Origin of the sequence: Aquabacterium sp. (genome assembly GCF_048860245.1) — a bacterium.
Classification (GTDB): domain Bacteria; phylum Pseudomonadota; class Gammaproteobacteria; order Burkholderiales; family Burkholderiaceae_C; genus Aquabacterium.
On sequence record NZ_JBLIZW010000006.1, the window covers coordinates 1 to 23,156 of the forward strand.

The window sequence follows — 23,156 nt, forward strand, 5'->3', positions numbered from 1 at the left end:
ACAGACCCGACCACCATCACGAAACTGGCTGCCACCGCCATCGGCCCTGCCCATGCACGCTTGCGCAAGGGGAGCACGGCGGCCACCGAGCCGGGTTGAGCGGCGCGAACTTGTTCGGCCACCTGCGGCACCAGCACCACAGGCTCATCCGCCAGACGAGACTGAAACCGCTTCAGAAAATCGGCGCCCGAACACGACTGTGCCAAATCCTCCGAGCGCATCACATCGCCAATGACTTGATAGCTGTGCCATACCGCGCGCGTCTCAGCAGAGGTTCGCCACGACGCACAGACTTCGCCCACCTCATCGGCGTGAACTACGCCATCCGTCAGTGCGGACAGCAACTCATTTGTCTTGGTCGTGTCGTTGATTTGTTTAGGCATGGCGTGGGGCTCCGGCATCCTTGCTAAGGGAACTGATCACCGTTGCGGCAAAAAGTTCACTCATCTTTACACTTTACTTTGCGACACCATGGCATCACCAGCGCTCACCTTGCTTGGTATCCAGCAAGGGCCGCAACTTGGTCGCGATGGCTTCTCGTGCTCGGAAAATGCGTGAACGAACCGTCCCGATCGGGCAGTTCATCATTTCAGAGATTTCTTCGTAACTCAGGCCTTCGATTTCACGCAAGGTAATGGCTTGACGCAAATCGTCGGACAGCGCCTCGATGGCGGCATTGACCGTCTCAGCAATCTGTCGACTGGCCAGAACCGACTCAGGCGTTTCACCGTCGGTCAAAGTCTGCTCGACACGAGGAGCATCATCGTCGTCATCGCTGGACGAACTGAGCGCCGCCTCGGTCAACAATGGGTCTTTTTGAAGACCGATCAGTGCCTTCTTGGCCGTGTTGACGGCGATTCTGTATAACCAGGTGTAGAACGCACTCTCTCCACGGAACGTCGGCAAGGCCCGATATGCGCGGATGAAGGTTTCCTGCGCGATGTCGTCAATCAAATCAACATCTCGCACCATCCGCGCCAACAGGCGCTCAATGCGACGCTGGTATTTGACGACCAACATTTCAAACGCACGCTGGTCTCCTCGCTGCGCACGCTCAACCAACGGTGCGTCGGCATCGTCAATCGGCGGCGCGGCGCCACGGATGACGTCCGCCTCACCCGAGGAGAGTTTGGGAGCTTGTGGATCACCCATCTCTTGCTGACTCATGCCACTTCCTCGGTCGCAGCGACCGGCGATCGTGCGATGCGCCTCTCCGCCAAGGTTGACTGTGATGGCAAGACAACTCCCAAATGTTTGTTCGCCACGGATGATGCCACTGATACACGATGACTTTCGATGCGCCCCCCGGACGTGAGGTGTGAGGACAAAGCCAGCAGTGTTCGCAGGTAATGGGCATCGTCGCCATGGCGCAGGTCAACCCAGCACCAATACGCTGGATGTCCATCGCTCGACTGAGACGCCACACTCAACCGGAGGAGACGCAGCTCACCCAAGTTCACAATGCACCGAACATTCACAGGTTGAGGGCGCTTGCCGTCGACCACCAAGACCCAACCTGCCTGAGGGGGCTGACTGGAGGGGCTGCCTCGATGAGCCTTGACCACGCCTCGCCAGGACAAGTCCATGGCGGACGGCGACGACACGCCGCTGCCTTGCCACAAGCGATAGGCCTGCCGCATCAGCCAGAGCACCAGGATCGAAGCCCCCATCGGACTCATCCATGAAGCGTTGCCCCGCACCGCGTCAACGACCAGGCTCGACAGCCACCCCGTCAGCATGCCCCCCGTGGCAAGCAGAAACAAACGGCCCCCAGCACGCGCAAATGGCTGCGCCAGGAAACCGGCATGCAAGGTCCAGGACGCAGGTCGCGCCAGTGGCAACACGGGCATAGCAGCCACCAATTGTTGCTGTATGCCCGGCTCAGCGCTTAAACGCGCTTGAAAACCAACGAGCCGTTGGTGCCACCGAAGCCGAAGTTGTTCTTCAAAGCTGCGTCGATCTTCATCTCACGTGCCGTATTGGCGCAGTAATCCAGTTCGCACTCGGGATCCTGGTTGAAGATGTTGATGGTGGGTGGCGAAATCTGGTTGTGGATGGCCAGCACGGTGAACACCGACTCAATGCCACCCGCGCCACCCAAAAGGTGACCCGTCATGGACTTGGTCGAGTTGACCACCAGTTTCTTGGCGTTATCACCAAAAGCCAGCTTGATGGCATTGGTTTCGTTGACGTCGCCCAACGGGGTGGAAGTGCCGTGCGCGTTGAGATACTGAACCTGATCTGTGTTCAAACCTGCATTGCGCAGCGCTGCCAGCATGGAGCGCTTGGGGCCATCCACGTCAGGCGCGGTCATGTGGTATGCATCGCCGCTCATGCCAAAGCCAGCCAGCTCGGCGTAAATCTTGGCACCACGCGCCACGGCGCTTTCGTAGGACTCGAGCACCATCACGCCGGCGCCCTCGCCCAGCACGAAGCCGTCACGATCCTTGTCCCAAGGACGAGAGGCCGTCTTGGGATCGTCATTGCGGCTCGACAGCGCGCGTGCTGCAGCAAAGCCGCCCACACCCAAAGGCGACACGGTGGACTCGGCGCCACCGGCCACCATGATGTCGGCGTCACCAGCTTCGATCATGCGAGCAGCCAGACCGATCGCATGCAAACCGGTTGTACAGGCCGTTACCACCCCAATGTTGGGCCCCTTGAAGCCAAACTGGATGGAAACGTGCCCCGAGATCATGTTGATGATCGACGCGGGCACAAAGAAAGGCGAAATGCGACGAGGACCGCGGTCGATGTAGTCCTTGTGCGTCTGCTCGATCATAGGCAGACCACCAATGCCGGAGCCCACCATGACGCCAATGCGCTCGGCGACCTCGGGAGTCAGCGCCTCGCCCGTGGGCAGGCCTGCATCACGGACGGCCTGCATCGAGGCAGCCAGTCCGTAATGGATGAATGTGTCCATGTGACGGGCTTCCTTGGCGGGGATGTAATCCTCGATGGAAAAGCCCTTGACCTCGCCCGCGAACTGGCAGGCAAACGCCGAAGCGTCGAATTTCGTGATGGTTTGGATACCGGATTGACCGGCAACCAGGTTAGACCAGGAATCCTGAACGTTATTGCCCAGGGGGGTCACCAGGCCCAGGCCTGTGACGACGACGCGACGACGGGTCATGCTGGAATCTGCAAAAAAGTAGGTCGGATGTGAACAAGGCCCCGAAGGGCCTTGAACAGGGGTCAGTCGGCTCAGGCCTTGGCGTGGGCCTTGGCGTAGTCGATCGCCAACTGAACGGTGGTGATCTTCTCAGCCTCTTCGTCAGGGATCTCGATGCCGAACTCGTCTTCGAGGGCCATCACCAGCTCGACGGTGTCCAGGGAATCAGCGCCCAGATCAGCCACGAAGGCCTTTTCGTTGGTGACTTCAGACTCGGCCACGCCGAGTTGTTCTGCAATGATCTTCTTGACGCGTGCTTCGATATCGCTCATGACTCCTCCAGGAGGGTTGTGCAAACAAACCAGGGATTTTAGCGGTTCAACGTGTCAATACGCTGACCACATGCAAAAGGATTGAGATTCCCCAGAAACATCTCAAATTCAGTTCATGTACATGCCGCCGTTGACATGCAGCTCGACACCTGTCACGTAGCCGGCTTGCGGCGATGCGAGATAGGCAACGGCTTCGGCGATGTCTTCGGGCTGGCCCAGGCGTCCCAGAGGGATTTGCGCCTTGAGCGCACCCTGCTGCTCGTCGGACAAGGCCTTGGTCATGTCCGTGTCGATGAAGCCAGGGGCCACGCAGTTGACGGTGATGTTGCGGCTGCCCAGTTCACGCGCCAAAGCGCGTGTCATCCCCGCGACACCGGCCTTGGCGGCAGCGTAGTTGGCTTGACCGGGATTGCCGCTGGCACCCACCACCGAAGTGATGTTGACGATGCGGCCATAGCGTTGTTTCATCATCGGGCGCATCACGCCACGGCTGAGGCGGAAGATGGCCTTGAGGTTGGTGTCGATCACGGCATCCCAGTCCTCGTCCTTCATGCGCATGGCGAGGTTGTCTCGAGTGATACCAGCATTGTTCACCAGAATGTGCAGCGCACCGTGTTCTTTGAGGATGGCATCGAGCGCAGCGTCCACGGCTGCAGCATCCGTCACATTCAGAGCCAGGCCCTTGCTGCCCTCGTAGGCGGCCAAACCTTCGGAAATGGCCTGCGCACCGGCTTCGGTGGTGGCGGTGCCAATGACCTTCACGCCACGCTCGGCCAGCGCCACAGCAATGGCGCGACCAATGCCACGGCTGGCGCCGGTGACCAGTGCCACTTGTCCTTTGTATTCTGCGGTCATGCCAACAGTCCCTTCGCTTCAGCCAGAGAGGCCGGATCAAAAATGGTGGTGGTGATCAGTTCAGCGTCGATGCGCTTGACCATACCCGCCAGCACCTTACCGGGACCACATTCAATCACATGAGTGTGACCGCGCGACTTCAGGGCCTGGATGGTTTCCACCCAACGCACGGGACCAAAGGCTTGACGGTACAGGGCATCGCGCAGCGCGTCTGCATCGGACACCACGGCCACGTCGATGTTGTTGATCACAGGCATAGCGGGCACGGCAAACGGCGTGGCCGCCAGCTTTTCCTTCAAGCGCTCGGCGGCAGGCTTCATGAGGCTGGAATGGAACGGCGCCGACACGGGCAGCGGCAGCGCGCGCTTGGCACCGGCGGCCTTCAGCACTTCACACGCCTTTTCCACGGCAGCCTTGGTGCCCGCGATCACGGTTTGCTTGGGGTCGTTGAAGTTCACGGCTTCAACGGCCTCGCCCACCGCGGCAGCGGCTTCGGCGCAACCGGCTTTCACGGCCTCACCGTCGAGACCGAGGATGGCAGCCATGCCACCCACGCCCACGGGCACGGCTTCTTGCATGGCCTGCGCACGGAAGCGCACCAACGGCAGCGCATCTTTCAGGGTCAGGGCACCCGCAGCAACCAGGGCGCTGTACTCACCCAGGGAGTGACCCGCCACAGCAGCTGGCGTCAGGCCGGTTTCTGCCAGCCAGGCGCGCCAACAGGCCACACCGGCGGTCAGCATGACGGGCTGGGTGTTGGTGGTGAGGTCGAGCGCCTCTTTGGGGCCTTCGGCGATCAGCTTGCCGATGTCTTCGCCCAGCGCGTCAGACGCTTCAGCCAAGGTCTCACGCACGGCTGCGTGCCCTTCCCAGGCGTTGAGCATGCCCACGGCCTGAGAACCCTGGCCGGGGAAAACGAATGCAAACGAGGTCATGTATGTCCTTCTGATATGGGAAACCACAGGGGCATCTGGCAGAAATCAGTAATCCACCAGCACCGCACCCCATGTGAAGCCACCGCCCACCCCTTCCAGCAACAACGTCTGGCCGCGCTGAATCTGCCCGCTACGGACAGCATGATCCAGCGCCAAAGGAATGGAGGCAGCCGAGGTGTTGCCGTGCTGATCCACGGTCACCACGATCTTGTCGAGACCAAGCCGGAGTTTACGTGCAGTCCCCTGCATGATTCGCAAATTTGCTTGATGTGGGATAAGCCAATCGATACAAGACTCATCACGTCCAGCAACTTCCAGCACTTCATGTGCCGCTTTATCGAGCACACCGACAGCGAGCTTGAAGACGGCCTGCCCGTCCATCTTGAGCGTGGGATCGCCCAAAATGGATCCACACGAGATGGCAGCAGGCACATTGAGAATGTCCGCATAACGGCCATCGGCATGCAAGCGCGACGCGACCACCCCAGGTTGATCTGATGCTTCCAGCACCACCGCCCCTGCACCGTCGCCAAAGAGCACGCAGGTGGTGCGGTCCTGGAAGTCCAGCAAACGGGAAAAAACTTCTGCGCCGATGACCAGAGCCCGGCGCGCTGATCCTGTGCGAATCATGGCGTCTGCCACGGTCAGGGCATACACAAAGCCGGAGCACACGGCCTGCACATCGAATGCGGGGCACCCGTGCACACCCAACTCGCGTTGAATCAGGCAGGCCGTGGATGGAAAAACCATGTCCGGGGTGGACGTGGCGCAGACGATCAAATCGATGTCCGAGGGCGCGAGGCCCGCAGCGTCCAGTGCACGACGGGCGGCTTCGACGCCCAAGGCACTGGATGTGACACCTTCGTCGGCGAAGTGGCGGGCACGGATACCCGTTCGCTCAACGATCCACTCGTCTGATGTGGCGATCCCGTCTCGCGCAAGGCGGTCAACCATGTCCTGGTTGGTGACCCTGTTGGGCGGCAGGCAACTGCCTGTGCCCGCGATACGGGAGTAACGTGCTCCGGAAACCGGAGAGGGGGAAAAGGAACTAGCCTTGTCGTCTGTCTGTCTTGTGGACATTGAAAATGGGATCAGGCCGCACGGCCCACATCCGCCTGCGCATTCGAGTCAGCCGCTTGTGGCAGGCTTTCGAGCGTGGCTGCGATCTGGTCATGAACCCGGTCCAGCAGTCGATGACGGGCCGCATCATAAGCTCTATTTAATGCAACCTCAAAGGCCAAACTGTCCGAAGACCCGTGACTCTTGAACACCAGTCCGCGCAAACCAAGCAGCGCAGCACCGCTGTAGCGACGGTGGTCAACACGGTTTTTAAAGCGATTTAGCACGGGCATCGCGACCAAAGCCACCAGTTTGGAGGCCAATGTGCGCGTGAACTCTTGCTTGATGAAGGCCGCAAACATGCTGGCCAGACCTTCTGCCGTCTTCAAAGCAACGTTTCCGACAAAGCCATCACAGACCACAATGTCAGTAGTGCCTTTGAAGATATCGTTGCCTTCGACGTTGCCGAAGAAGTTGATCAGCTGGCGATCATGGGCTGTGCGCAGCAGTTCGCCGGCCTGCTTGATGACTTCGCTGCCCTTGATGACTTCTTCACCGATGTTCAGCAAGCCCACGCTGGGGCTGTCCTTGCCATCCACGGCCGAAACCAGGGCGCTGCCCATGACGGCAAACTGCAGCAAGTGCTCGGCGGTGCAGTCAACGTTGGCACCCAAGTCCAGCACGGTGGTGAAGCCGTCTTTCTGATTGGGCATCACGGTGGCCAGCGCAGGACGGTCAATGCCTTCGACCGTCTTGAGCAGATAGCGCGCCAGCGCCATCAGCGCCCCGGTATTCCCTGCAGACACGCAGGCATGCGCAGCCGCAGGCTTGTCGGCCGTGACCTTGACCTGGCTGATGGCCACGCGCATCGAAGAGTCCTTCTTGCGGCGCAGCGCGGTTTCGACCGGGTCATCCATGGTGACGACCTCGGTGGCAGCCACGATGGTCGTGCGGGGCCAGGATTGAGCCGGCGCCAGCGCGTCCGACAAGCCCACCAGCACCAGTTCCGCCTCTGGATGCTTGTCGAGGAAGGCCTTGCACGCAGGCAATGTCACGGAAGGGCCATGATCCCCCCCCATACAGTCCACGGCAATCCGAACGGGCGACAACAGGTTCTCGGCAGCAGTCATGAGCAGAAACGGAAATGGTGGGTCATGCGAGTGACCCGATGGTGCTTCCGGTCAATTTCGGAAGGCACAAAAGACAAGGGCTGGCAAGCCGAAAAATCGGTCTGTCCAGCCCTATGGCTTGAGTCATGCCCGACAAACGTCGGGCAAGCCTGATCAGGCGGCGTCGGCCTTGGTCTTCAGGACCTTGCGACCACGGTAGAAACCGGTGGGGCTGATGTGGTGACGCAGATGGGTTTCGCCGGTAGTGGCTTCCACAGCGGTGCCCGGGGTGGTCAGAGCATTGTGCGAGCGGTGCATGCCACGCTTAGAGGGCGACTTTTTATTTTGCTGAACGGCCATTTTAGACTCCGGTAAACGGGCTTCAGGCAGCCCGTGGGTTTGTCAGACCACACCGTTGCCGGAACAGGGCTATGCCACCGATTCCGACCCACCTTGCAGTCCGCAAGTGTTGAAAATGAAGCTTTATTGATCCGGGGTTAGCCGGAAAACTCGCCATTCTAGCACGAGATATGGCGACCTCACAAATTTACTTTCCGCCCTTTTTCAGGGCCGCCAGTACCGCGAACGGGTTTGGCTTGCCGGACTTGTCCAGAGGCACTTCTTCCGTTGCTTCAGGTTCGGCTGGCCTGCCTGGAACCGGCGTCTCCGTTTCGTCATTCATCAACGCAGCGACATCGGTCGGGCATACGTCATGGCGAGGCACGATCGGCTGCGCCATGATGAGCTCGTCTTCGATCAACTCCAGCAGATCGAAATTGCGGGCCAGTGCCAGCACATCATCATCGCTGTCGGCATCCAGTTGGGCCGCAGTCTCCTCGTCCTTTGCAAAGCGGATGCTGCGCTCGAACTCGACCAACTCGGCCACGGGGTGCAAACAACGCTGACACTCCAGCGGCAACACAACCGAAGCACTCAAGTCCAACCAAAGTTGCGGCGCACTCATGCGCTGAGCGACTTGACGCCCCTGCGCCTTCCAGCGCACAGCCGCCACCGTTGAGGCATCCGTCCCTGGCGCCATGCCTTCAGCCAAGCGAGGCAAGTCCGCAACGGCAGATTCGCCAGACAACACTTCGCCAGATTCAATAAAGGCCCCGACATCCAACTTGCGGGGCACAAATGTGCGTGCTTTCATGGGCTGAAGTTTAGAGGCAGACGGCGTTTCCCACAGACAATATCGCCCATGCCCAACGCAACCCGCGCCCTTCCCCCTTGCACCGACACGACATGGCCCCGCTTGATATTGGGGTCGACCTCCACTTACCGGCGGGAGCTGCTGTCGCGCTTGCGACTGCCGTTTGACACTGGCTCGCCCGATGTGGATGAGCGTGCATTGCCAGGTGAGACTCCGCTGGCGATGGCGGTGCGGCTGGCGGAGATGAAGGCGCGAGCGGTGGCCGAGCAGATGGCGGACGATGTGGTGGTGATTGGCTCAGATCAAGTGGCCGACCTGGCTGGCACGCCGCTAGGCAAGCCAGGCGATCACGCGCGGGCCACCGCTCAGTTGCGCGCCATGCGGGGCCAGGTGGTTCAATTCCACACGGCCGTCTGCGTGATCCGGCCGCACACTCATTTTTGTCAAACGCGCGTCAACACCGTGGCCGTGCGCTTCAAGGCGCTCAGCGACACCGAGGTCGAAACCTACCTGAAGCTGGAACAGCCCTATGACTGCGCCGGCAGCGCCAAATGTGAAGGCCTGGGCATCAGCTTGCTGTCCAGCATCGAGTCGGATGACCCCACATCGCTGATCGGTCTGCCGTTGATTTTGACCAGCCAGTTGCTGAGCGAGGCGGGGTTGAATCCCCTCGCCTGGCTGGCCACCCAGGAAATCTGACATGTCCCAAGAACCAACTCGCGCAGATGCCCCACGAAAAGGGCGCCTGATTCTCATCCCCAACACCCTGGACTTTGGCTGCATCGGCCCTGCGCAAGAAGGCAGCAGCATGCCCGACTTGCGGGAAGTCATCCCCATGGGGGCGCTGACTGCAGCGGCACGACTTCGCCACTGGGTTGCCGAGAACGCCAAGACCACGCGGGCGTTTCTCAAACGGGTGGGCGAAGTGTGCCCCTTGGCCACACCGCTGCAAGAGCAAGACATTCAGGTGCTGCCACGCCCTCCGAAGGGCGGCGGCAGCGCCAAGGCAACGCGTGAAGACGAACAAGCCGTCCAGGCACTGCTGAAGCCGGCCTTGCAAGGCCATGATGTCGGGCTGATTTCAGAGGCAGGCCTACCCGGCGTGGCCGATCCTGGGGCGGCCGTCGTGCTGGCCGCTCACCGAGCGGGCATCACGGTCGTTCCGCTTTCGGGCCCCAGTTCCCTGGTTTTGGCCTTGGCTGCCAGCGGACTCCATGGCCAAAGCTTTGCGTTTGTCGGCTACCTGCCTGTGGACAGCAGCCTGCGCGCGCAACGCATTCGTGAGCTGGAACAGATGTCGCGCAAGGCACACCAGACTCAGTTGGTGATCGAAACACCTTATCGCAACACCGCCTTGTGGCAGTCTCTGGTTCAACACTTGCAGCCACAGACCTTGCTGAGCGTGAGTTGCGGCATCACGCTGGACAGCGGCTGGACACGCACCAACACCGTTTCGCGTTGGCGCCAAGAGAAACTGGACATCCCGGACAACATTCCTGCCGTTTTCAGCTGGCTTGCCGCCTGATGTCATACAGACGCGAGCGCTTCTTGCGACAATGCTCGCTCGCCACGGATTCTTTTATTGCACGCCCCTTCGAGCCCTGCGCCTGATGTCTACCCACACCGCCCCTCGCCTGTCCATCCACCACCACGCCGAGCCCGGTCAATTGGCACGACGCCTGGGTTACCTGGGGCTGCTGCCCTTCATCGGTGGCGCCCTGTTCATCTGGCTGCTGGTCGGTCGGATTGATGAGACGCCATTCATCTTTGTGGTCCGGGGGCTGACCTGCTACGCCGCCATGGTGGTGTCATTTCTGGGCGGCTTGCATTGGGGACTGGTCATGTGGCAATCCAACACGCCTGAGCCTGAGCACGTTGAATACAAGCGCGCACTGTGGACTGGCATTGGCTACTCGCTTTTTGCGTGGCTGACGGTTCTCATGCCGCCCCATGCTGGTCTGGCCGCCATGGGCTTTGTCTTGATTGCTTGCTATCTGTTTGACCGCAAGCGATACCCAGAACTGGGTGTTGCAGGGTGGTTGACCTTGCGCTTCCGACTGACTGTGGTGGCCAGTTTGTGCTGCTTCCTGGCCGCCGCCCAGATCTGATTGCTCACGACCTCGTCGCCTGCCCATGATCGACTACCGCATTGAAGTTGCCGACGCGCACGCCCATCGTTTTCAGGTCACGTTGCGCATTGCCCGTCCGCAAGTTGCGCAGCGTCTGAGCTTGCCGGTGTGGATTCCCGGTAGTTACTTGGTTCGCGAGTTTGCCCGGCACTTGTCTCCGCTGCGTGCCACGCAGGGTGGTCAATCGATTGATGTGACCCCGGTAGACAAAGCCACTTGGCAGTTGGACACACAAGGCACGGCCGCCGTCACGGTTCAATACGAGGTGTATGCCTTTGACACGTCTGTGCGCGCGGCCTTCCTGGACGCATCGCGGGGTTTTTTCAATGGCACCAGCGTGTTCCTCAAGGCAGAAGGATTCGAGGATCATCCACAACGCGTCAAGATCTGCGGCCTGCCCAAGGGCTGGCGCGTGGCCACCGCCTTGCCTTCATTGAAGGTCAATGCACAAGGTGTGGGCGACTACGAAGCCCCAGACTATGATGCACTGGTCGATCACCCCGTGGAGATGGGCACCTTCTGGCAAGGTGAATTCACGGTGCGAGGTGTGCGCCACGAGTTTGTCGTTGCTGGGGCGACATCCGACCTGGATGGTCAAAAGCTGCTGGATGACACCCGCAAAATTTGCGAGGCCCAGATTGCTTTTTGGCATGGTGCCCGCCGCAAGCCCGACTTCAAACACTATGTGTTCATGTTGAACGTGGTCGACGACGGCTACGGGGGGCTGGAACATCGCCAGAGCACGGCACTGATTTGCGGTCGCCGAGATGTGCCCCGCGTGGGACGGCCGCTCAACCAAGACAGCTACACCACCCTGTTGGGCTTGATCAGTCACGAGTACTTCCACACCTGGAACGTCAAGCGTCTAAAGCCGGTCGAGTTTGCGCCGTATGACTACACCCAAGAGACGCACACTCGCATGCTGTGGTTTTTTGAGGGGTTCACGTCGTACTACGACGACCAGTTCTTGCTTCGTACTCGGTTGATTGATGCAAGCACGTATCTGAAGTTACTGGCCAAGACCATCAATCAGGTTCACAACACGCCGGGGCGCTTGCAGTACAGCGCCGCGCAAGCGAGCTTCGATGCCTGGACGCGCTACTACCGCCAGGACGAGAACACCGCCAACGCCACGGTCAGCTACTACACCAAGGGGGCGCTGATTGCCTTGGCGCTGGATTTGGCACTGAGGTTGCTACCGGAAATCGAGGGCAAGCGGCCGTCGCTGGACGGCGTCATGCAGCGCTTGTGGCAATTGGCACGTCCCATCACCCACGCCGACGTGGCCGAGGCGCTGACCGCAGAAGCCTGCTCGGCCCCCGTGCCCGCGGCGGCGCACCCAACGACTGGCCACACTGCCGCAGACTGGGCCCAACTGCTGCATGACTGGGCGGAGGGATGCCAGGATTTGCCGCTGGAAAGCCTGTTGCGTGCACACGGGGTGGACTACGCCGCCAAGCCGGCGCCACTGGCGCAGCGACTGGGTGTACGGATTGGCGACGTATCTGGCGCGGTCAAGGTGCAAGCCGTCATGCATGGCAGCATTGCGGAACAAGCCGGTTTGAGTGCAGGAGACGAGTTGTTGGCACTGGATGGCTGGCGCATCAAACGCCCAGACGATCTGGTGCAATGGCACAGCAGCCAGCATTCCCAGCCTTTGCTGATCAGCAGAGATCAGCGCGTGCTCACATTGACCTTGCCTGCGTTGGATGCGCAGCAACCAGCACATGCATCAAAGGGGCGCCAGACCATCACCCAGTTGGTAACCCCTCAAAGTGTCATCATTTCGTTGGCTGCGTCCTCTCAGGCAAGCGACGCGGCACTGCAGTCCCGACGGGTTTGGCTCCACGCATGATCACACGACGTCGCATGCGCTGGCTTGCCGGATTGACTGTTCTGGTCACGCTCGCGCATTTGTTGCTCACGAATGAAGTTGCCACGCAGATGGACGAGCTGTCCCCCGATCAGCCGGGCATCAAGCGCATGGAGGCCACTTACGTTCGTGAGCTGAAACTCACACAGGCGCCTCGTGCAGCCGCGGTTGCGGCGCCCGTGACGGCAGGCGCCGCCAACACCGTCAAGCCCAAAGTCCGCAAGCCTCGTGCGGCAGAAAGCGCAGCGTCGAAGGCATCTGCACCGGACGAATCAGCCTCCGCGCCGCAACTGGCAGAAGCCGCCAGCGCGCCTGCGTCTGCCGCGCAGGATGTCGCACAGGCCGCATCCACCCCCACGCCCGCCGCATCCGTCCCCGCAGCATTCGCCAGCGCCAGTCAGGCCAAACCTGCCACGCCGGTGTTTGTCTGGCCCAAAGCCACCAAGGTGAGCTTCAGCCTGGAAGGCTATTACCGTGGCCCCATTTACGGACAAGCATCGGTCGAATGGATTCGGCAGGACAAACGCTATCAAGTCCACGTTGATGCCAGCCTGGGCCCATCCTTTGCGCCCATTGGATCGTGGCGATTGACCAGTGAGGGAGAAATCCGCCCAGACGGGCTGTATCCGCAACGCTATGAGCACGTCAACCGGCTGTTGATCAGCACGAGTGCACCGCGCATGGTGCAGCTGCTGGATGACGAGGTCATCATGGAAAAAGGCAAGCGGGCTCCGCGTGCCAAGGGGGTTCAGGACCCGGCCAGTCAGTTGATTCAACTGGCCTATCGTTTCATTTTGAACCCTGATTTACTGACCACCGGCAAGACCATCGAGATTCCACTGGTGAACCTCAAACTGGCTGAAATGCTGGCTTATGACGTGGTGGGCGAAGAGATTCTGAACACCCCGATCGGTCAGATCCCGACCATCCACATCAAGCCCAGACGCCCCGAGTCAGCAGATGCAGGCAGCTTGCCTGCCGACATTTGGGTCGCCCCAGGCTTGCAGTATCTGCCGGTGCGAATTCTGGTTCGACTGGATGAGAAGACCTTCATGGACATGAAGCTCAAGAGCGCACCGCAGATGGCGGCGGACGATGCGCCCAAAAAGGCGCCCGCCCCCACCAGTCCCTGACCCCTTATTTGGCAGAGGCTCGACGCAGACGCTGCTCCAGCATGGCCGCCTTGGCTGCGGAGGGCAGCCTTGAGCCGTCTTCAAAGAAAAGCGCGGGGGTACCCGTCACGCGCAGGCTCTGAGACAGTGCCAGATTACGCTGAATCGTGGCGCCACACATGCCCAATGCGCGTTGCGGCGGCACACCGTCGAGCATCCAGTCCAACCAAGCCTGAGTGCGATCCTTCGCACACCAGATGGCTTCGGCCTTGGCGCGAGAGTCGCCACCCAGAATCGGGATCATGAAGGTGTAGACCGTCACGTCCTTGAGCTGCTGGATCTCGCGTTCCAGTTGCTTGCAATAGCCACAGTTGGGATCGGCAAACACGACCAGTCGACGCTTGCCAGAGCCGTTGCGCCAGACCAGCGCGTCTTTGAACGGCAGCGTAGAGAAATCAACCTTGTTGATTTCGTCCAGGCGCTCTTCGGTCAGGTTGCGCTGCGTCCGCGACTCCACCATCTGACCTTCAATGACGTACTCGCCATTGGGATCGCTATAGAAGATGCTGCTGCCAGCCTTCAGTTCGATCAAACCATTGATGGGACTGGTGCGAGCGGACTCCAGCGGTGGCAACTGCGGCATGCGCTGCGCCAGCTTTTGTTTGAGTGCGCTGACCTGTGCAGCGCTCAGCTCGGTTTGCGCCAACGCCCCACCGGCGCACATCAGGCTCAGGGTCAAAGGCAGCAAGCTGCGCAAAATACGTGACATGAATGATCCAGAGAGATGGAAAAAGGAAACGGCTCACGCATCGAAAGCGCGACCGACCAGCCATTGCTTGACAGGCCCCAGACGCTCAACCAGGCTCATGCCAAGGTTACGCACGTCCTTCAAAGGGGCACGCTCGTCGGCGAACAGGTGCAGCAATCCGTCGGTCAGGCCAGACATGGCTTGCGTCGGCCACTGACGGCGGCGCACATAGCGGCTGAGGATGCGCTCGTCGCCCGCCTGGCGCCAGGGCTCTTTGAGCTTGGCCTCGCGCAGTACTTCGAGCAGGGTGTCCACGTCTGCCAAGCCCAAGTTGAGCCCCTGCCCTGCCAGCGGATGCACTTGATGCGCAGCGTCGCCCAGCAAGACCCAACCGGCACCGGTCCAGCGATCTGCCTGAGCCAAGGCCAGCGGCCAAGCCGCAATGGGCGCCTCGACCGTCAACTCGCCAACAAGGTCGGCGGCGGCGGCATCGGACTGTCGAATGGCATCGTTGAGCTCGACGGCAAAATCTTCGGGCGTCAAGGACTGCAGGTGGCGAGCCCGATCCTGTGGCACGGACCAGACCAAGCCGTAAGAGGCTTCGGGGTCTGGTTGATTGAACGGCAACAAGGCCAGGATGTCCGGGGAACGGAACCATTGCCGCGCCACCCCGTTGTGCGGGCGAGTGGCTTTCAGTCGCGTCGCCACACCCCAGTGGCCGTATTCCTTGCGTGAAAACTCCACCCCCAATGCGGCGCGCGTGCCAGAGTGCTTGCCTTCGCAAATCGCCAGCAGCGAAGCCTTCACCGGTGGCACCCCCTGCTCGGACAATGGGGGCACCACTTCCACACGTGGCGCAAAGCGCAGCGCGTCGTTCAACAGACGCTCCAGCGCCGCGGCATCGACGATCCAGGTCAGCTCGGCGACATTTTGCTGCCATGCGGAGAAGGTCATGGCGCCGCCCGCATCCCCCTGGATGGCCATTTCATAGACCGGCGAAGCAAATGCCTTCAAGGCGGGCCAGACGCGCAGCCGCTCCAGCAGCGCAATGGCGCGAGCGTTCAGGGCATAGGTGCGTACATCGGCTTGCTGAGGCTTGTTCGATTCAGGTGCACGAGACCAAGCCACGTGCCAGCCTTCGGCAGACAGGGCCAATGCCAAGCTCATGGCCACCGCACCGGAACCGCTGACACAGACATCAAAACCCTTGGCACTCATTCGCTCAACCCACAGAAAGTCAACAGAAAGCCTGTCTGGCCGAAGCCAGACAGGCAGGTGGGTAATCTAATATGAATTCCCCGATCTGGCTGAACGGGGATCAAATGAAGTGACCTTCTGAGCCCCCGGCTCACGCGCCAGGGTATCGCCAATCAAGCAAAGCTATCCCCCATCAAGGTATTGAACCAGGTGTTCATTTGCTTGAAGTTCTCTGCGGACGGTGCAGAGGCTTCGATGGGGCTGGCGCCGGAGGTCGATCCACCGTTGTTGGCAACCACCAGCTTTTGCGTGGCGCTGTCGTACTGGTAGACCGCCGTCAACCAGGATGCCGTGCTCGCCGTGATCGGGGAGAAGCAAGCCGAGTTGGCGACCGGCGCCGGATCAGGCTGCTGCCCACCCAACAGGCGAACAATCGCGTCTGCGCAGATTTTTGCCTCTTGGTTGGCGACGTGGCCAGCCTTGGGAAGCCCGCAACTGGCCGCATCGCCCAGCACATGAATGCCCGCAGCGCCGGATGCCGTGGATTCGAAGCTCAGGACATTCACGACGCACCAGCGGTTGTCTGCCGCACCGGTGCTGTCCTTGCTGTTGGTCAGACCAGCGGTGCTCAGCCAGCCGCCAACGCCGCCGCCCCTTGCTCGCTGGGGAACAATGGGGTTGACCACTTCGGCCTGAATGCTTTGCGACGCATTTTGCGCATCCAGATAAGTCACAACCTTGGTGTTGGGGTTGATTTGAATGCTCTTGACGCCAGAGCGGTAGTCGATGACGCCGCCATGCGTCACTTGGAACGCTTGCGTGAAGTTTTCGACTTCAGCCTGAATGGCGCTGTATGGATTGCCCGCGACCTTCTCGACGTTCTCGTCCAAGACGATGACCTTGGACGTGCTGCCGCCAGCACGGGTCTTCAAGAAATCGGCAACCAGACAAGCACGTTCATAAGGGCCAGGAGGGCAGCGGTATGGCGACTTCGGGATCGTCATCACAAACACCCCTGACGAACTCATGCCCGCCAACTGTGTGGCCAGCAGCGCCGTCTGGGGCCCGGCTTGCCAGGCATGTGGCGTACGCACCTCGTAGTCCTGCTGCGTCAGCCCGTAGGCATCGACAAACTCGATACCGGGCGCCAAGACCAAGCGGTCATAGGCCAGACTGCTCCCGTCAGACAGGCTGATTTGCTTCGCGCCTTTGTCGATCGAGACCAGCGACGCCTGCTTGAGCGTCACGCCGTATTTCGTGGTCAAGCCGTTGTAGTTGTAGTCCAGGCTGCTCACTGTGCGACGACCATTGAGCACCATGTTGCTCATGATGTTCGAGGTGTAGAGCGCATTGGGTTCAACCAGTGTGACCTTGACCCCGGCCCCGCCCCACAGGCGCAGATACTTTGCGGCGGTGGCGCCGGCCGTGCCGCCTCCCACGACCACGATGTTCGCACTCAGGCCCGTATTGGCCAAAGTGAAGGTGGTGTTGGCACTGTCGCCAAAATGATCTTCCACATCGAGCGCATCATGGCTCTCTGCATCGTCATCGGCGCGGCCGAGGATGGGCATCAGACCCGCACCGATTGCAGCAGTGGCAAGTGCCAGCCAACGGCGACGAGACGTCAGATTCGTATGGGAATTGTTCATGGTGGTCTCCGGGCTTATTGCTTCAGGTACGCGATGACTGCATCCAACTGGGCACTGGTGTAGCCCTGAGCGTGTGCCGCCATGATGTTGCTTCGAGGCGCCTTGGTCAGAAACTCTTTGACCTCGGACGCCGACGAACCACGAATGCCGTCGAAGCCGCCGACGCCCCCGGTGCCGTGGCATTGGAAGCAGTTGGATGCCAGCAGGCGCCCGCTCGTGTTGGCAGGCTGCGTGACGGTCGTGGATGGTTTGAACAGGGTGTTCACCGTGTTGATGCCATCCCCATCATCTGTATGGCTCGTATTGGTCAGTTTGGTAAAGGGTGCGCTGGTTGACAGCCCGTAGTCGCCGTCCAGGCGCGTTGCGGCACGAGTCAGGTCGTAGTCACCACTGCTTTCCATCTGATGGCGCAACTGATCCATGGCTTTCAACACGGCCTTGGCTTGGTTGCGCCCATCCGTCCGACCGAGCGCCGATTGAACCGTTTCTTGAACGGCCTCAGCCAATTTGCGCCCTGCCTCGGTTTCTTTCATCTGCCCGCTGGCGATGCCCGACACCAACTGCCCCACACTGACCGCACTGGTCTGAGCGCGAATCGCTAGGGCAAGGGCCTTGATCACGCGCTCTTGCGCATCATGCGCGGATTCGTTGGGCTCGGCGTTTGCGCTGGCCAGCATTTGCACGGCACGCTGCAAAGCAACTTGCTGCGCGTAAATGGCAGGTTGGTTGGCAATGGCTGCAACAGGATCCTTCAACAAGTCAGCGGCACTCAAACCCAATGCCGAAGCCACCATGGCACGGGCCGCAGCCGCATCGGTCGCCGCCCCCTGCGCCACCAGAGCATCAACCAACGAAGTCAGTGGCGAGACCACTTGCGCAGAGGCAGCCAGATCGACCGGCGCAGAGAGGCGACCGGCAAATGCATAGCCGGTGTCAGAGTCGATGCCTCCGGTGACCACAATCGGCAAGCCTTTTACCGAGCTGGACACGCTGCTGTAGTCCAAGGTGTAGCGGCCATTGGCATCGGTCGTGGTGCTGGGCTCGCCTGCATCCAAGATGCCGTTGCGATTGACATCCAGAAACACCGAGGCACCTTGCAGATAGCCATCGACTGCCACGCCACTCAAGGAAGCCGACGCGCTACTGCCGCCCCCTCCTCCGCCGCCACAGGCAGCGAGCAAAGCGCTGACCAGCCAAGGCGCCGCCAGACGCCAGCGCCGCATCGCGCTCAATTGAATCGAACCTGTGTACTTCATGGTCGCTCCTGGTTAAGGGGAAAAATCAATCGTTGTCGGCTTCGACTTGCGTCGCACGCCAACTGCCGTCGGTGTTCAAGACGGCTTTCACTTCGATGTAAGACGGGGTCGGGTTCGTGGCCCAGTTGATCCCGTCAAACTCGGTCTGGCTGTCGTAGGTAAAGCGGTAGCCCTTCAGCACGAAGGTGCGTGCACTCGTATCGAGCACACTGAAGGTCCCGTGAAACTCGAACTCCTGGGCCTCCAACTCGGCCTCGGTCTCGACCTTCACCTTGCTCGCCACGACAACCCCATTTCGAACCGTGCCTTCGACCTCCACGGTGACGCCCACGGCGACGGTCCCGTTGGAGATCACGGCCGACGAGGCATCTACCTGGACGCCATTGACGTTGAACAGCGCCCCCGAGCCCGATGTCACCACGCCGTGGATCTCGGCCTCATCCTTGTCCGAAACCTGCAAACTGGCGACCGGCTGGTACTGCGCCTCGATGCGCGTCGCCGTCCAACTGACAGGTTGTTGCGCCGGCAAAATCACACCAACAAGCTGGCCGTTGCTCAACAGCGCTGGTTTGGTCGTGGCCTCGTTGTAGTGGATGGTGGCCGAGCCCAGTGCAAACGTGCGCGCACTGGTGTCGAGATTGCGGATGCTGCCGCTGAGCCGGTACGTGCTCGGTTGCGTCGTGGCGACCTCCACACGCGTCGCCTGCAAGCGCCCGCTGCTGGGGTCGACATAGCCATACACCTCGACATAGTGCGCCGTTGTCACGTCTGCCAAGATGCTGACGACACCATCGAACACGGTGGTCGACAGCACGTCCACGCTTTGTCCCAACACACTGAACCCGTTGGCGCTGGTGGCGTCGACAGGTCCGCGCCATTCTTCGCCATAGCTGATGCGATAGGCCTTGGCGGTGGGGGTGCCCCCCACCCTGGTCGCAGGCGTCACCACCGATCCCTGGATGAATACCACCATCCCCACACGCAAATTGGCGCTGGAGTCGGTGGTGCCGTCATAGCGTGTCACCGTGGCCGAACTGTCGTCATAGCGAATGCCATTCACGATGATGGAACCCAAGCCATTGACCGTGCCACCGCTGAAGGAGCCCGTTCCGCCGCTACTGAGTCCCGCCACGTTGCTGTCGCCACCACCACAGCCGGCAAATTGCGCCACAGCGCCAACCATGGTCAGCAAAGCCGTGCGACGAGAGACGGATGGGACCGACTGGACAGGTTTCATGTTTCGCTTTCTTGGGAGACTGGAGAGAGAACGGGGGGCATGGGGTGCGCCCATGAATACAAGCCAATGCGTACGGCCTGGTCTTGTGCTCGCCCGGCCGCACGATCTGCATCCATCAAGGCTTGCAACTGAGGCCCCAGACTGGTCATGAGGTGCCGCCATTCGTTGGCGATCAACTGCCGTGCTTCCTGAATGGACTGACTCGACAATTCATCGGCCAGCAAGGCCTGCTCGAAATGCTCGTTGCCTTGCCCCAGCACGTTCGTGACTGCAGCCTGCAAGTGATCCCCAACGTTGCGCCCGAGATGCCCCACCATCTCCGGCCAATTGCCGCGGGGAACGAAGGTGTCCTCCAGCAAAGACACCGTGTCGGTAGCGGCATCGTGCGCCACCAGCTTCAGTCGGATCATCTCTTCCAGCAAGGTGCGAGGATGCACGTCCTGCGTCACCTGGCGGGCCAGCGCTTCAAAACTGGGCTCTGCGCCCTGCCTTGGCAAACGGATCGGGCGCAAATGACCGTTGGTGTAGGCAGGTTGACTCACCCAGTGCGTCAACAAGTCGGTTGCGGCAGAACGCGTCGCGGGCAACTTGGCCTCTTCCAGCGACTCGATGCGAGCCACCTCACGGCGCGTCAAGCCGGTCATGGTGCTGATGCGACTGGTCAGGCGATCCGACCGCCCATCCCCACAAGCGTGACGCGCTGCCTTCACGTAGGACTGTCTCAGCAACTCCTCGGCTGACTGAATGGAAACCCCCTTGGCCAGACACAAGGCCGCAAGGGGTTCCAGCAAATGCGACAAGGCACCAAGCAAGGCCTGCTGCTCTGTTCGCAAGGAGTGGGGAGAGGCGTCCACGACTGATTACTCGAGATTTAGTGCGCTCAATCATAAATGTGCATTTCACACATTTATTGTATACCCGACAAAGCAACTCGGACTACCGGGGCCGTGCATCTCAAAGGATTCGGCAGTTGGCAACTACCACCTATGGGAGAAGTGCCCCGAGGATCATTACAATTGGCACCTACTCACCGGAACAGAACTGGCGCAAAACTCTCTGCGACATGCTCGCAAAGCGACTCCAGGCCGTTGTTTTGTCTGCCCGGCCCCAACACACCAGATCATTCACTTCGACCACGCCCGCCTTGGGTGAAATGGCGCGCCAAGTGACTGATTCACAAGGAATTTCCATGAGCCTCAAGTGCGGCATCGTGGGTTTGCCCAACGTTGGCAAATCCACCCTCTTCAACGCGTTGACCAAGGCTGGCATCGCCGCTGAAAACTATCCCTTCTGCACCATCGAGCCCAACGTGGGTGTGGTCGAGGTGCCTGATCCCCGGCTCGATCAGCTGGCTGAAATCGTCAAGCCGGAGCGCATCCTGCCGGCCATCGTCGAATTCGTGGACATCGCCGGCCTGGTGGCAGGTGCGTCCAAGGGCGAAGGCCTTGGCAACCAGTTCCTGGCCCACATCCGTGAAACCGACGCCATCGTCAACGTGGTGCGTTGCTTTGAAGATGCCAACGTGATCCACGTGGCGGGCAAGGTTGACCCGATCGCCGACATCGAAGTCATTCAGACCGAACTGTGCCTGGCCGACCTGTCGAGCGTGGAAAAGGCTCTGACGCGCAGCCAGAAGACAGCCCGCGCTGGCGACAAGGAATCGCAAGCCCTGTGCAAGATCCTGGAAAAGTGCAAGGAAGCGCTGGACCAGGTCAAGCCCGTGCGCACGATTGATTTCAGCAAGGAAGAACGTGCCCTGCTGAAGCCCTTGTGCTTGATCACAGCCAAGCCCGCCATGTTTGTGGGCAACGTGGACGAAAGCGGCTTTGAGAACAACCCGCTGCTGGACCGCCTGAAGGACTACGCCGCGGGCCAGAACGCACCGGTGGTCGCCATTTGCGCCAAGACCGAGGCCGAACTGTCGGAAATGGATGATGAAGACCGCGCCATGTTCCTGGCCGAAATGGGTCAGGACGAGCCTGGTCTGAATCGTTTGATCCGTGCTGGCTTCAAGCTGCTGGGCCTGCAAACCTACTTCACCGCCGGTGTGAAGGAAGTGCGTGCCTGGACCGTGCCCGTGGGCGCCACCGCACCCCAAGCGGCTGGCGTGATCCACACCGACTTTGAGCGCGGGTTCATCCGTGCCCAAACCATCGCGTTTGAAGACTACATTCAGTACAAAGGCGAAGCCGGTGCCAAGGATGCGGGCAAGATGCGAGCAGAAGGCAAGGAGTACATCGTCAAAGACGGTGACGTGCTGAACTTCCTGTTCAACGTCTGATTCAAACAAGCCATTTCAGGCGATTGCACATGCTTGCAAGTGCATCACTGAAATCGACGCAAAGCCCCGTGGATACGGGGCTTTTTCATTTCAGCTCGTTGCATGCAACGACAGCTGATAGCACTGCGCAAGTGAATACGGCCGTGTATATGGATCTTGCGCCAGGTCGATGAAGGTGTATACGATGAAGCCCTGAGGACGAACAGGAGAGCTTCAAGATGCTGACAGACGCCCAGTGCCGAGCCGCCAAGCCTAGAGAAGGCATCTACCGCCTCAATGACTACAAGGGGCTGTACCTAGAAATCAAACCCAACGGCATCAAGGCTTGGCGCTATCGCTTCAAGCTCAATGACAAGGCCTCGTGGTTCGCACTTGGCGACTACCCCAGCGTGACGCTCGGCGAGGCCAGAGAGAAGTGCGAGGCGGCGCGGAAGCTGGTCAGGGACGGCATCAATCCCGTCCAGAACCGCCAGATCGAACGCATCAAGCGCGAGCAAGACTCGGCGAACACATTCGAGGCCATCGCCAAGGAGTGGCTGGGCCTGAAGGACTGGGAAGAAGTAACCAAGAAGCGCAGACTCGATATGCTGGAGCGCGTGGTCTTCCCATCGATTGGCAAGCTGCCGGTGCGTCAGATTACCCCAGCCCACGTTCTCGACATTCTCAACAAGACGGTCAAGCGCGGCGCTCCCACGGTGGCAGCTGAAGCCAAGCGCACCATGTCTGGCGTCTTCGAGCATGCGGTAGCCACCCTGCGGGCGGACACTGACCCCGTTTGGCCGGTTCGCAAAGCGCTGCCGCCCAACAAGACGCAACACAAGCGCGCCCTCAGCGCGGAGGAGGTCGGCCAGCTGCTGAACGACTTTGATGGACATGGCGGCAACTTCCAAACCATTAAGGCCTTCCAGCTCATGTGGCTGACGCTCAGCCGCCCGAATGAATCCGTCCAAGCAGAATGGGCTGAGTTCGACCTGGACAACCCGAGTTCGACACCAAAATGCCGATTTCGCGTTTTTGGTGAAGCCGCTTCCATGTGAATCAACGACTTATGCACATTTTTGCGGAAGTTTTGTAGTGGCAACTGCATGAATGCTTTGTAGTGGCGCAATTGGGGTGTTG

24 protein-coding genes are annotated in these 23,156 nt (G+C 60.4%); 7 read left to right on the plus strand and 17 right to left on the minus strand.

Annotation, left to right across the window (positions count from 1 at the left end; all coding sequences use genetic code 11):
- The 11 genes from ACMV18_RS00400 to ACMV18_RS00450 form a co-directional block, all read right to left on the minus strand.
- Positions 1-383, minus strand: a 383-nt coding sequence (locus tag ACMV18_RS00400) for a sigma-E factor negative regulatory protein (protein WP_420816245.1), incomplete at its 3' end; no start/stop codon positions are given.
- Between the two features lie 94 nt (positions 384-477).
- Positions 478-1,020 (minus strand): sigma-70 family RNA polymerase sigma factor, encoded by a 543-nt coding sequence (locus ACMV18_RS00405; protein WP_420816264.1) that lies wholly within the window; start codon positions 1,018-1,020, stop codon positions 478-480.
- A 143-nt stretch (positions 1,021-1,163) separates the two neighbouring features.
- Positions 1,164-1,850, minus strand: coding sequence for a hypothetical protein (locus tag ACMV18_RS00410; protein ID WP_420816246.1), 687 nt, complete (start codon positions 1,848-1,850; stop codon positions 1,164-1,166).
- Positions 1,851-1,888: 38 nt separating this feature from the next.
- On the minus strand, positions 1,889-3,133 hold the full coding sequence (fabF, locus tag ACMV18_RS00415) for a beta-ketoacyl-ACP synthase II (RefSeq protein ID WP_420816247.1): 1,245 nt from the start codon (positions 3,131-3,133) through the stop codon (positions 1,889-1,891).
- 71 nt (positions 3,134-3,204) lie between these two features.
- The gene (gene acpP, locus ACMV18_RS00420; protein ID WP_109036166.1) at positions 3,205-3,444 is read right to left on the minus strand and encodes an acyl carrier protein; all 240 of its coding nucleotides are present in this window, start codon (positions 3,442-3,444) and stop codon (positions 3,205-3,207) included.
- A gap of 108 nt (positions 3,445-3,552) precedes the next feature.
- Positions 3,553-4,299, minus strand: coding sequence for a 3-oxoacyl-ACP reductase FabG (gene fabG, locus ACMV18_RS00425; protein WP_420816248.1), 747 nt, complete (start codon positions 4,297-4,299; stop codon positions 3,553-3,555).
- A complete protein-coding gene (gene fabD / locus ACMV18_RS00430) occupies positions 4,296-5,234 on the minus strand; it encodes an ACP S-malonyltransferase (protein ID WP_420816249.1) in 939 nt (312 codons plus the stop codon). The genes fabG and fabD overlap by 4 nt, the downstream gene beginning before the upstream one ends.
- A gap of 45 nt (positions 5,235-5,279) precedes the next feature.
- Positions 5,280-6,314 (minus strand): beta-ketoacyl-ACP synthase III, encoded by a 1,035-nt coding sequence (locus ACMV18_RS00435; RefSeq protein ID WP_420816250.1) that lies wholly within the window; start codon positions 6,312-6,314, stop codon positions 5,280-5,282.
- 11 nt (positions 6,315-6,325) lie between these two features.
- Positions 6,326-7,423: a phosphate acyltransferase PlsX gene (plsX, locus tag ACMV18_RS00440; RefSeq protein WP_374255259.1), complete on the minus strand. Its 1,098-nt coding sequence runs from the start codon at positions 7,421-7,423 to the stop codon at positions 6,326-6,328.
- 153 nt (positions 7,424-7,576) lie between these two features.
- On the minus strand, positions 7,577-7,762 hold the full coding sequence (rpmF, locus tag ACMV18_RS00445; protein WP_374255257.1) for a 50S ribosomal protein L32: 186 nt from the start codon (positions 7,760-7,762) through the stop codon (positions 7,577-7,579).
- Positions 7,763-7,949: 187 nt separating this feature from the next.
- Complete coding sequence (locus tag ACMV18_RS00450; RefSeq protein WP_374255255.1) at positions 7,950-8,555, minus strand: YceD family protein; 606 nt, start codon at positions 8,553-8,555, stop codon at positions 7,950-7,952.
- A gap of 48 nt (positions 8,556-8,603) precedes the next feature.
- Between ACMV18_RS00450 and ACMV18_RS00455 the strand changes: the two genes are divergently transcribed.
- The 5 genes from ACMV18_RS00455 to ACMV18_RS00475 all read left to right on the plus strand — a co-directional run bounded on the left by ACMV18_RS00455 (position 8,604) and on the right by ACMV18_RS00475 (position 13,690).
- Complete coding sequence (locus ACMV18_RS00455; protein WP_420816251.1) at positions 8,604-9,254, plus strand: Maf family nucleotide pyrophosphatase; 651 nt, start codon at positions 8,604-8,606, stop codon at positions 9,252-9,254.
- Between the two features lies 1 nt (position 9,255).
- The gene (locus tag ACMV18_RS00460; RefSeq protein WP_420816252.1) at positions 9,256-10,080 is read left to right on the plus strand and encodes an SAM-dependent methyltransferase; all 825 of its coding nucleotides are present in this window, start codon (positions 9,256-9,258) and stop codon (positions 10,078-10,080) included.
- Positions 10,081-10,165: 85 nt separating this feature from the next.
- A complete protein-coding gene (locus ACMV18_RS00465; RefSeq protein WP_374255250.1) occupies positions 10,166-10,663 on the plus strand; it encodes a DUF3429 domain-containing protein in 498 nt (165 codons plus the stop codon).
- A gap of 25 nt (positions 10,664-10,688) precedes the next feature.
- Positions 10,689-12,539: a M61 family metallopeptidase gene (locus tag ACMV18_RS00470; protein ID WP_420816253.1), complete on the plus strand. Its 1,851-nt coding sequence runs from the start codon at positions 10,689-10,691 to the stop codon at positions 12,537-12,539.
- Positions 12,536-13,690: a DUF3108 domain-containing protein gene (locus ACMV18_RS00475; protein ID WP_420816254.1), complete on the plus strand. Its 1,155-nt coding sequence runs from the start codon at positions 12,536-12,538 to the stop codon at positions 13,688-13,690. The genes ACMV18_RS00470 and ACMV18_RS00475 overlap by 4 nt, the downstream gene beginning before the upstream one ends.
- Before the next feature lie 4 nt (positions 13,691-13,694).
- Here the strand turns inward: ACMV18_RS00475 and ACMV18_RS00480 are convergent, their stop codons facing one another.
- From ACMV18_RS00480 to ACMV18_RS00505, 6 genes are all read right to left on the minus strand, one after another.
- The gene (locus ACMV18_RS00480) at positions 13,695-14,438 is read right to left on the minus strand and encodes a DsbC family protein (RefSeq protein WP_420816256.1); all 744 of its coding nucleotides are present in this window, start codon (positions 14,436-14,438) and stop codon (positions 13,695-13,697) included.
- A gap of 33 nt (positions 14,439-14,471) precedes the next feature.
- Positions 14,472-15,635 (minus strand): FAD-dependent monooxygenase, encoded by a 1,164-nt coding sequence (locus ACMV18_RS00485; protein ID WP_420816257.1) that lies wholly within the window; start codon positions 15,633-15,635, stop codon positions 14,472-14,474.
- Positions 15,636-15,787: 152 nt separating this feature from the next.
- The gene (locus ACMV18_RS00490; protein ID WP_420816258.1) at positions 15,788-17,263 is read right to left on the minus strand and encodes an FAD-dependent oxidoreductase; all 1,476 of its coding nucleotides are present in this window, start codon (positions 17,261-17,263) and stop codon (positions 15,788-15,790) included.
- Between the two features lie 14 nt (positions 17,264-17,277).
- The gene (locus ACMV18_RS00495; protein ID WP_420816259.1) at positions 17,278-18,519 is read right to left on the minus strand and encodes a c-type cytochrome; all 1,242 of its coding nucleotides are present in this window, start codon (positions 18,517-18,519) and stop codon (positions 17,278-17,280) included.
- A 25-nt stretch (positions 18,520-18,544) separates the two neighbouring features.
- Positions 18,545-19,756: a DUF5666 domain-containing protein gene (locus ACMV18_RS00500; protein WP_420816260.1), complete on the minus strand. Its 1,212-nt coding sequence runs from the start codon at positions 19,754-19,756 to the stop codon at positions 18,545-18,547.
- Positions 19,753-20,610 carry a DUF6502 family protein gene (locus ACMV18_RS00505; protein ID WP_420816261.1) on the minus strand — a complete coding sequence of 286 codons (858 nt, stop codon included), beginning with the start codon at positions 20,608-20,610 and terminating at the stop codon, positions 19,753-19,755. The genes ACMV18_RS00500 and ACMV18_RS00505 overlap by 4 nt, the downstream gene beginning before the upstream one ends.
- 335 nt (positions 20,611-20,945) lie before the next feature.
- Here ACMV18_RS00505 and ychF point away from each other — a divergent pair, with 335 nt between their 5' ends.
- Together ychF and ACMV18_RS00515 are read left to right on the plus strand one after the other, a co-directional pair.
- Positions 20,946-22,037, plus strand: a complete 1,092-nt coding sequence (gene ychF, locus ACMV18_RS00510) for a redox-regulated ATPase YchF (protein ID WP_420816262.1) — start codon at positions 20,946-20,948, stop codon at positions 22,035-22,037.
- Positions 22,038-22,255: 218 nt separating this feature from the next.
- The gene (locus tag ACMV18_RS00515; RefSeq protein ID WP_420816263.1) at positions 22,256-23,074 is read left to right on the plus strand and encodes a tyrosine-type recombinase/integrase; all 819 of its coding nucleotides are present in this window, start codon (positions 22,256-22,258) and stop codon (positions 23,072-23,074) included.
- The last annotated feature ends 82 nt before the right edge of the window (positions 23,075-23,156 follow it).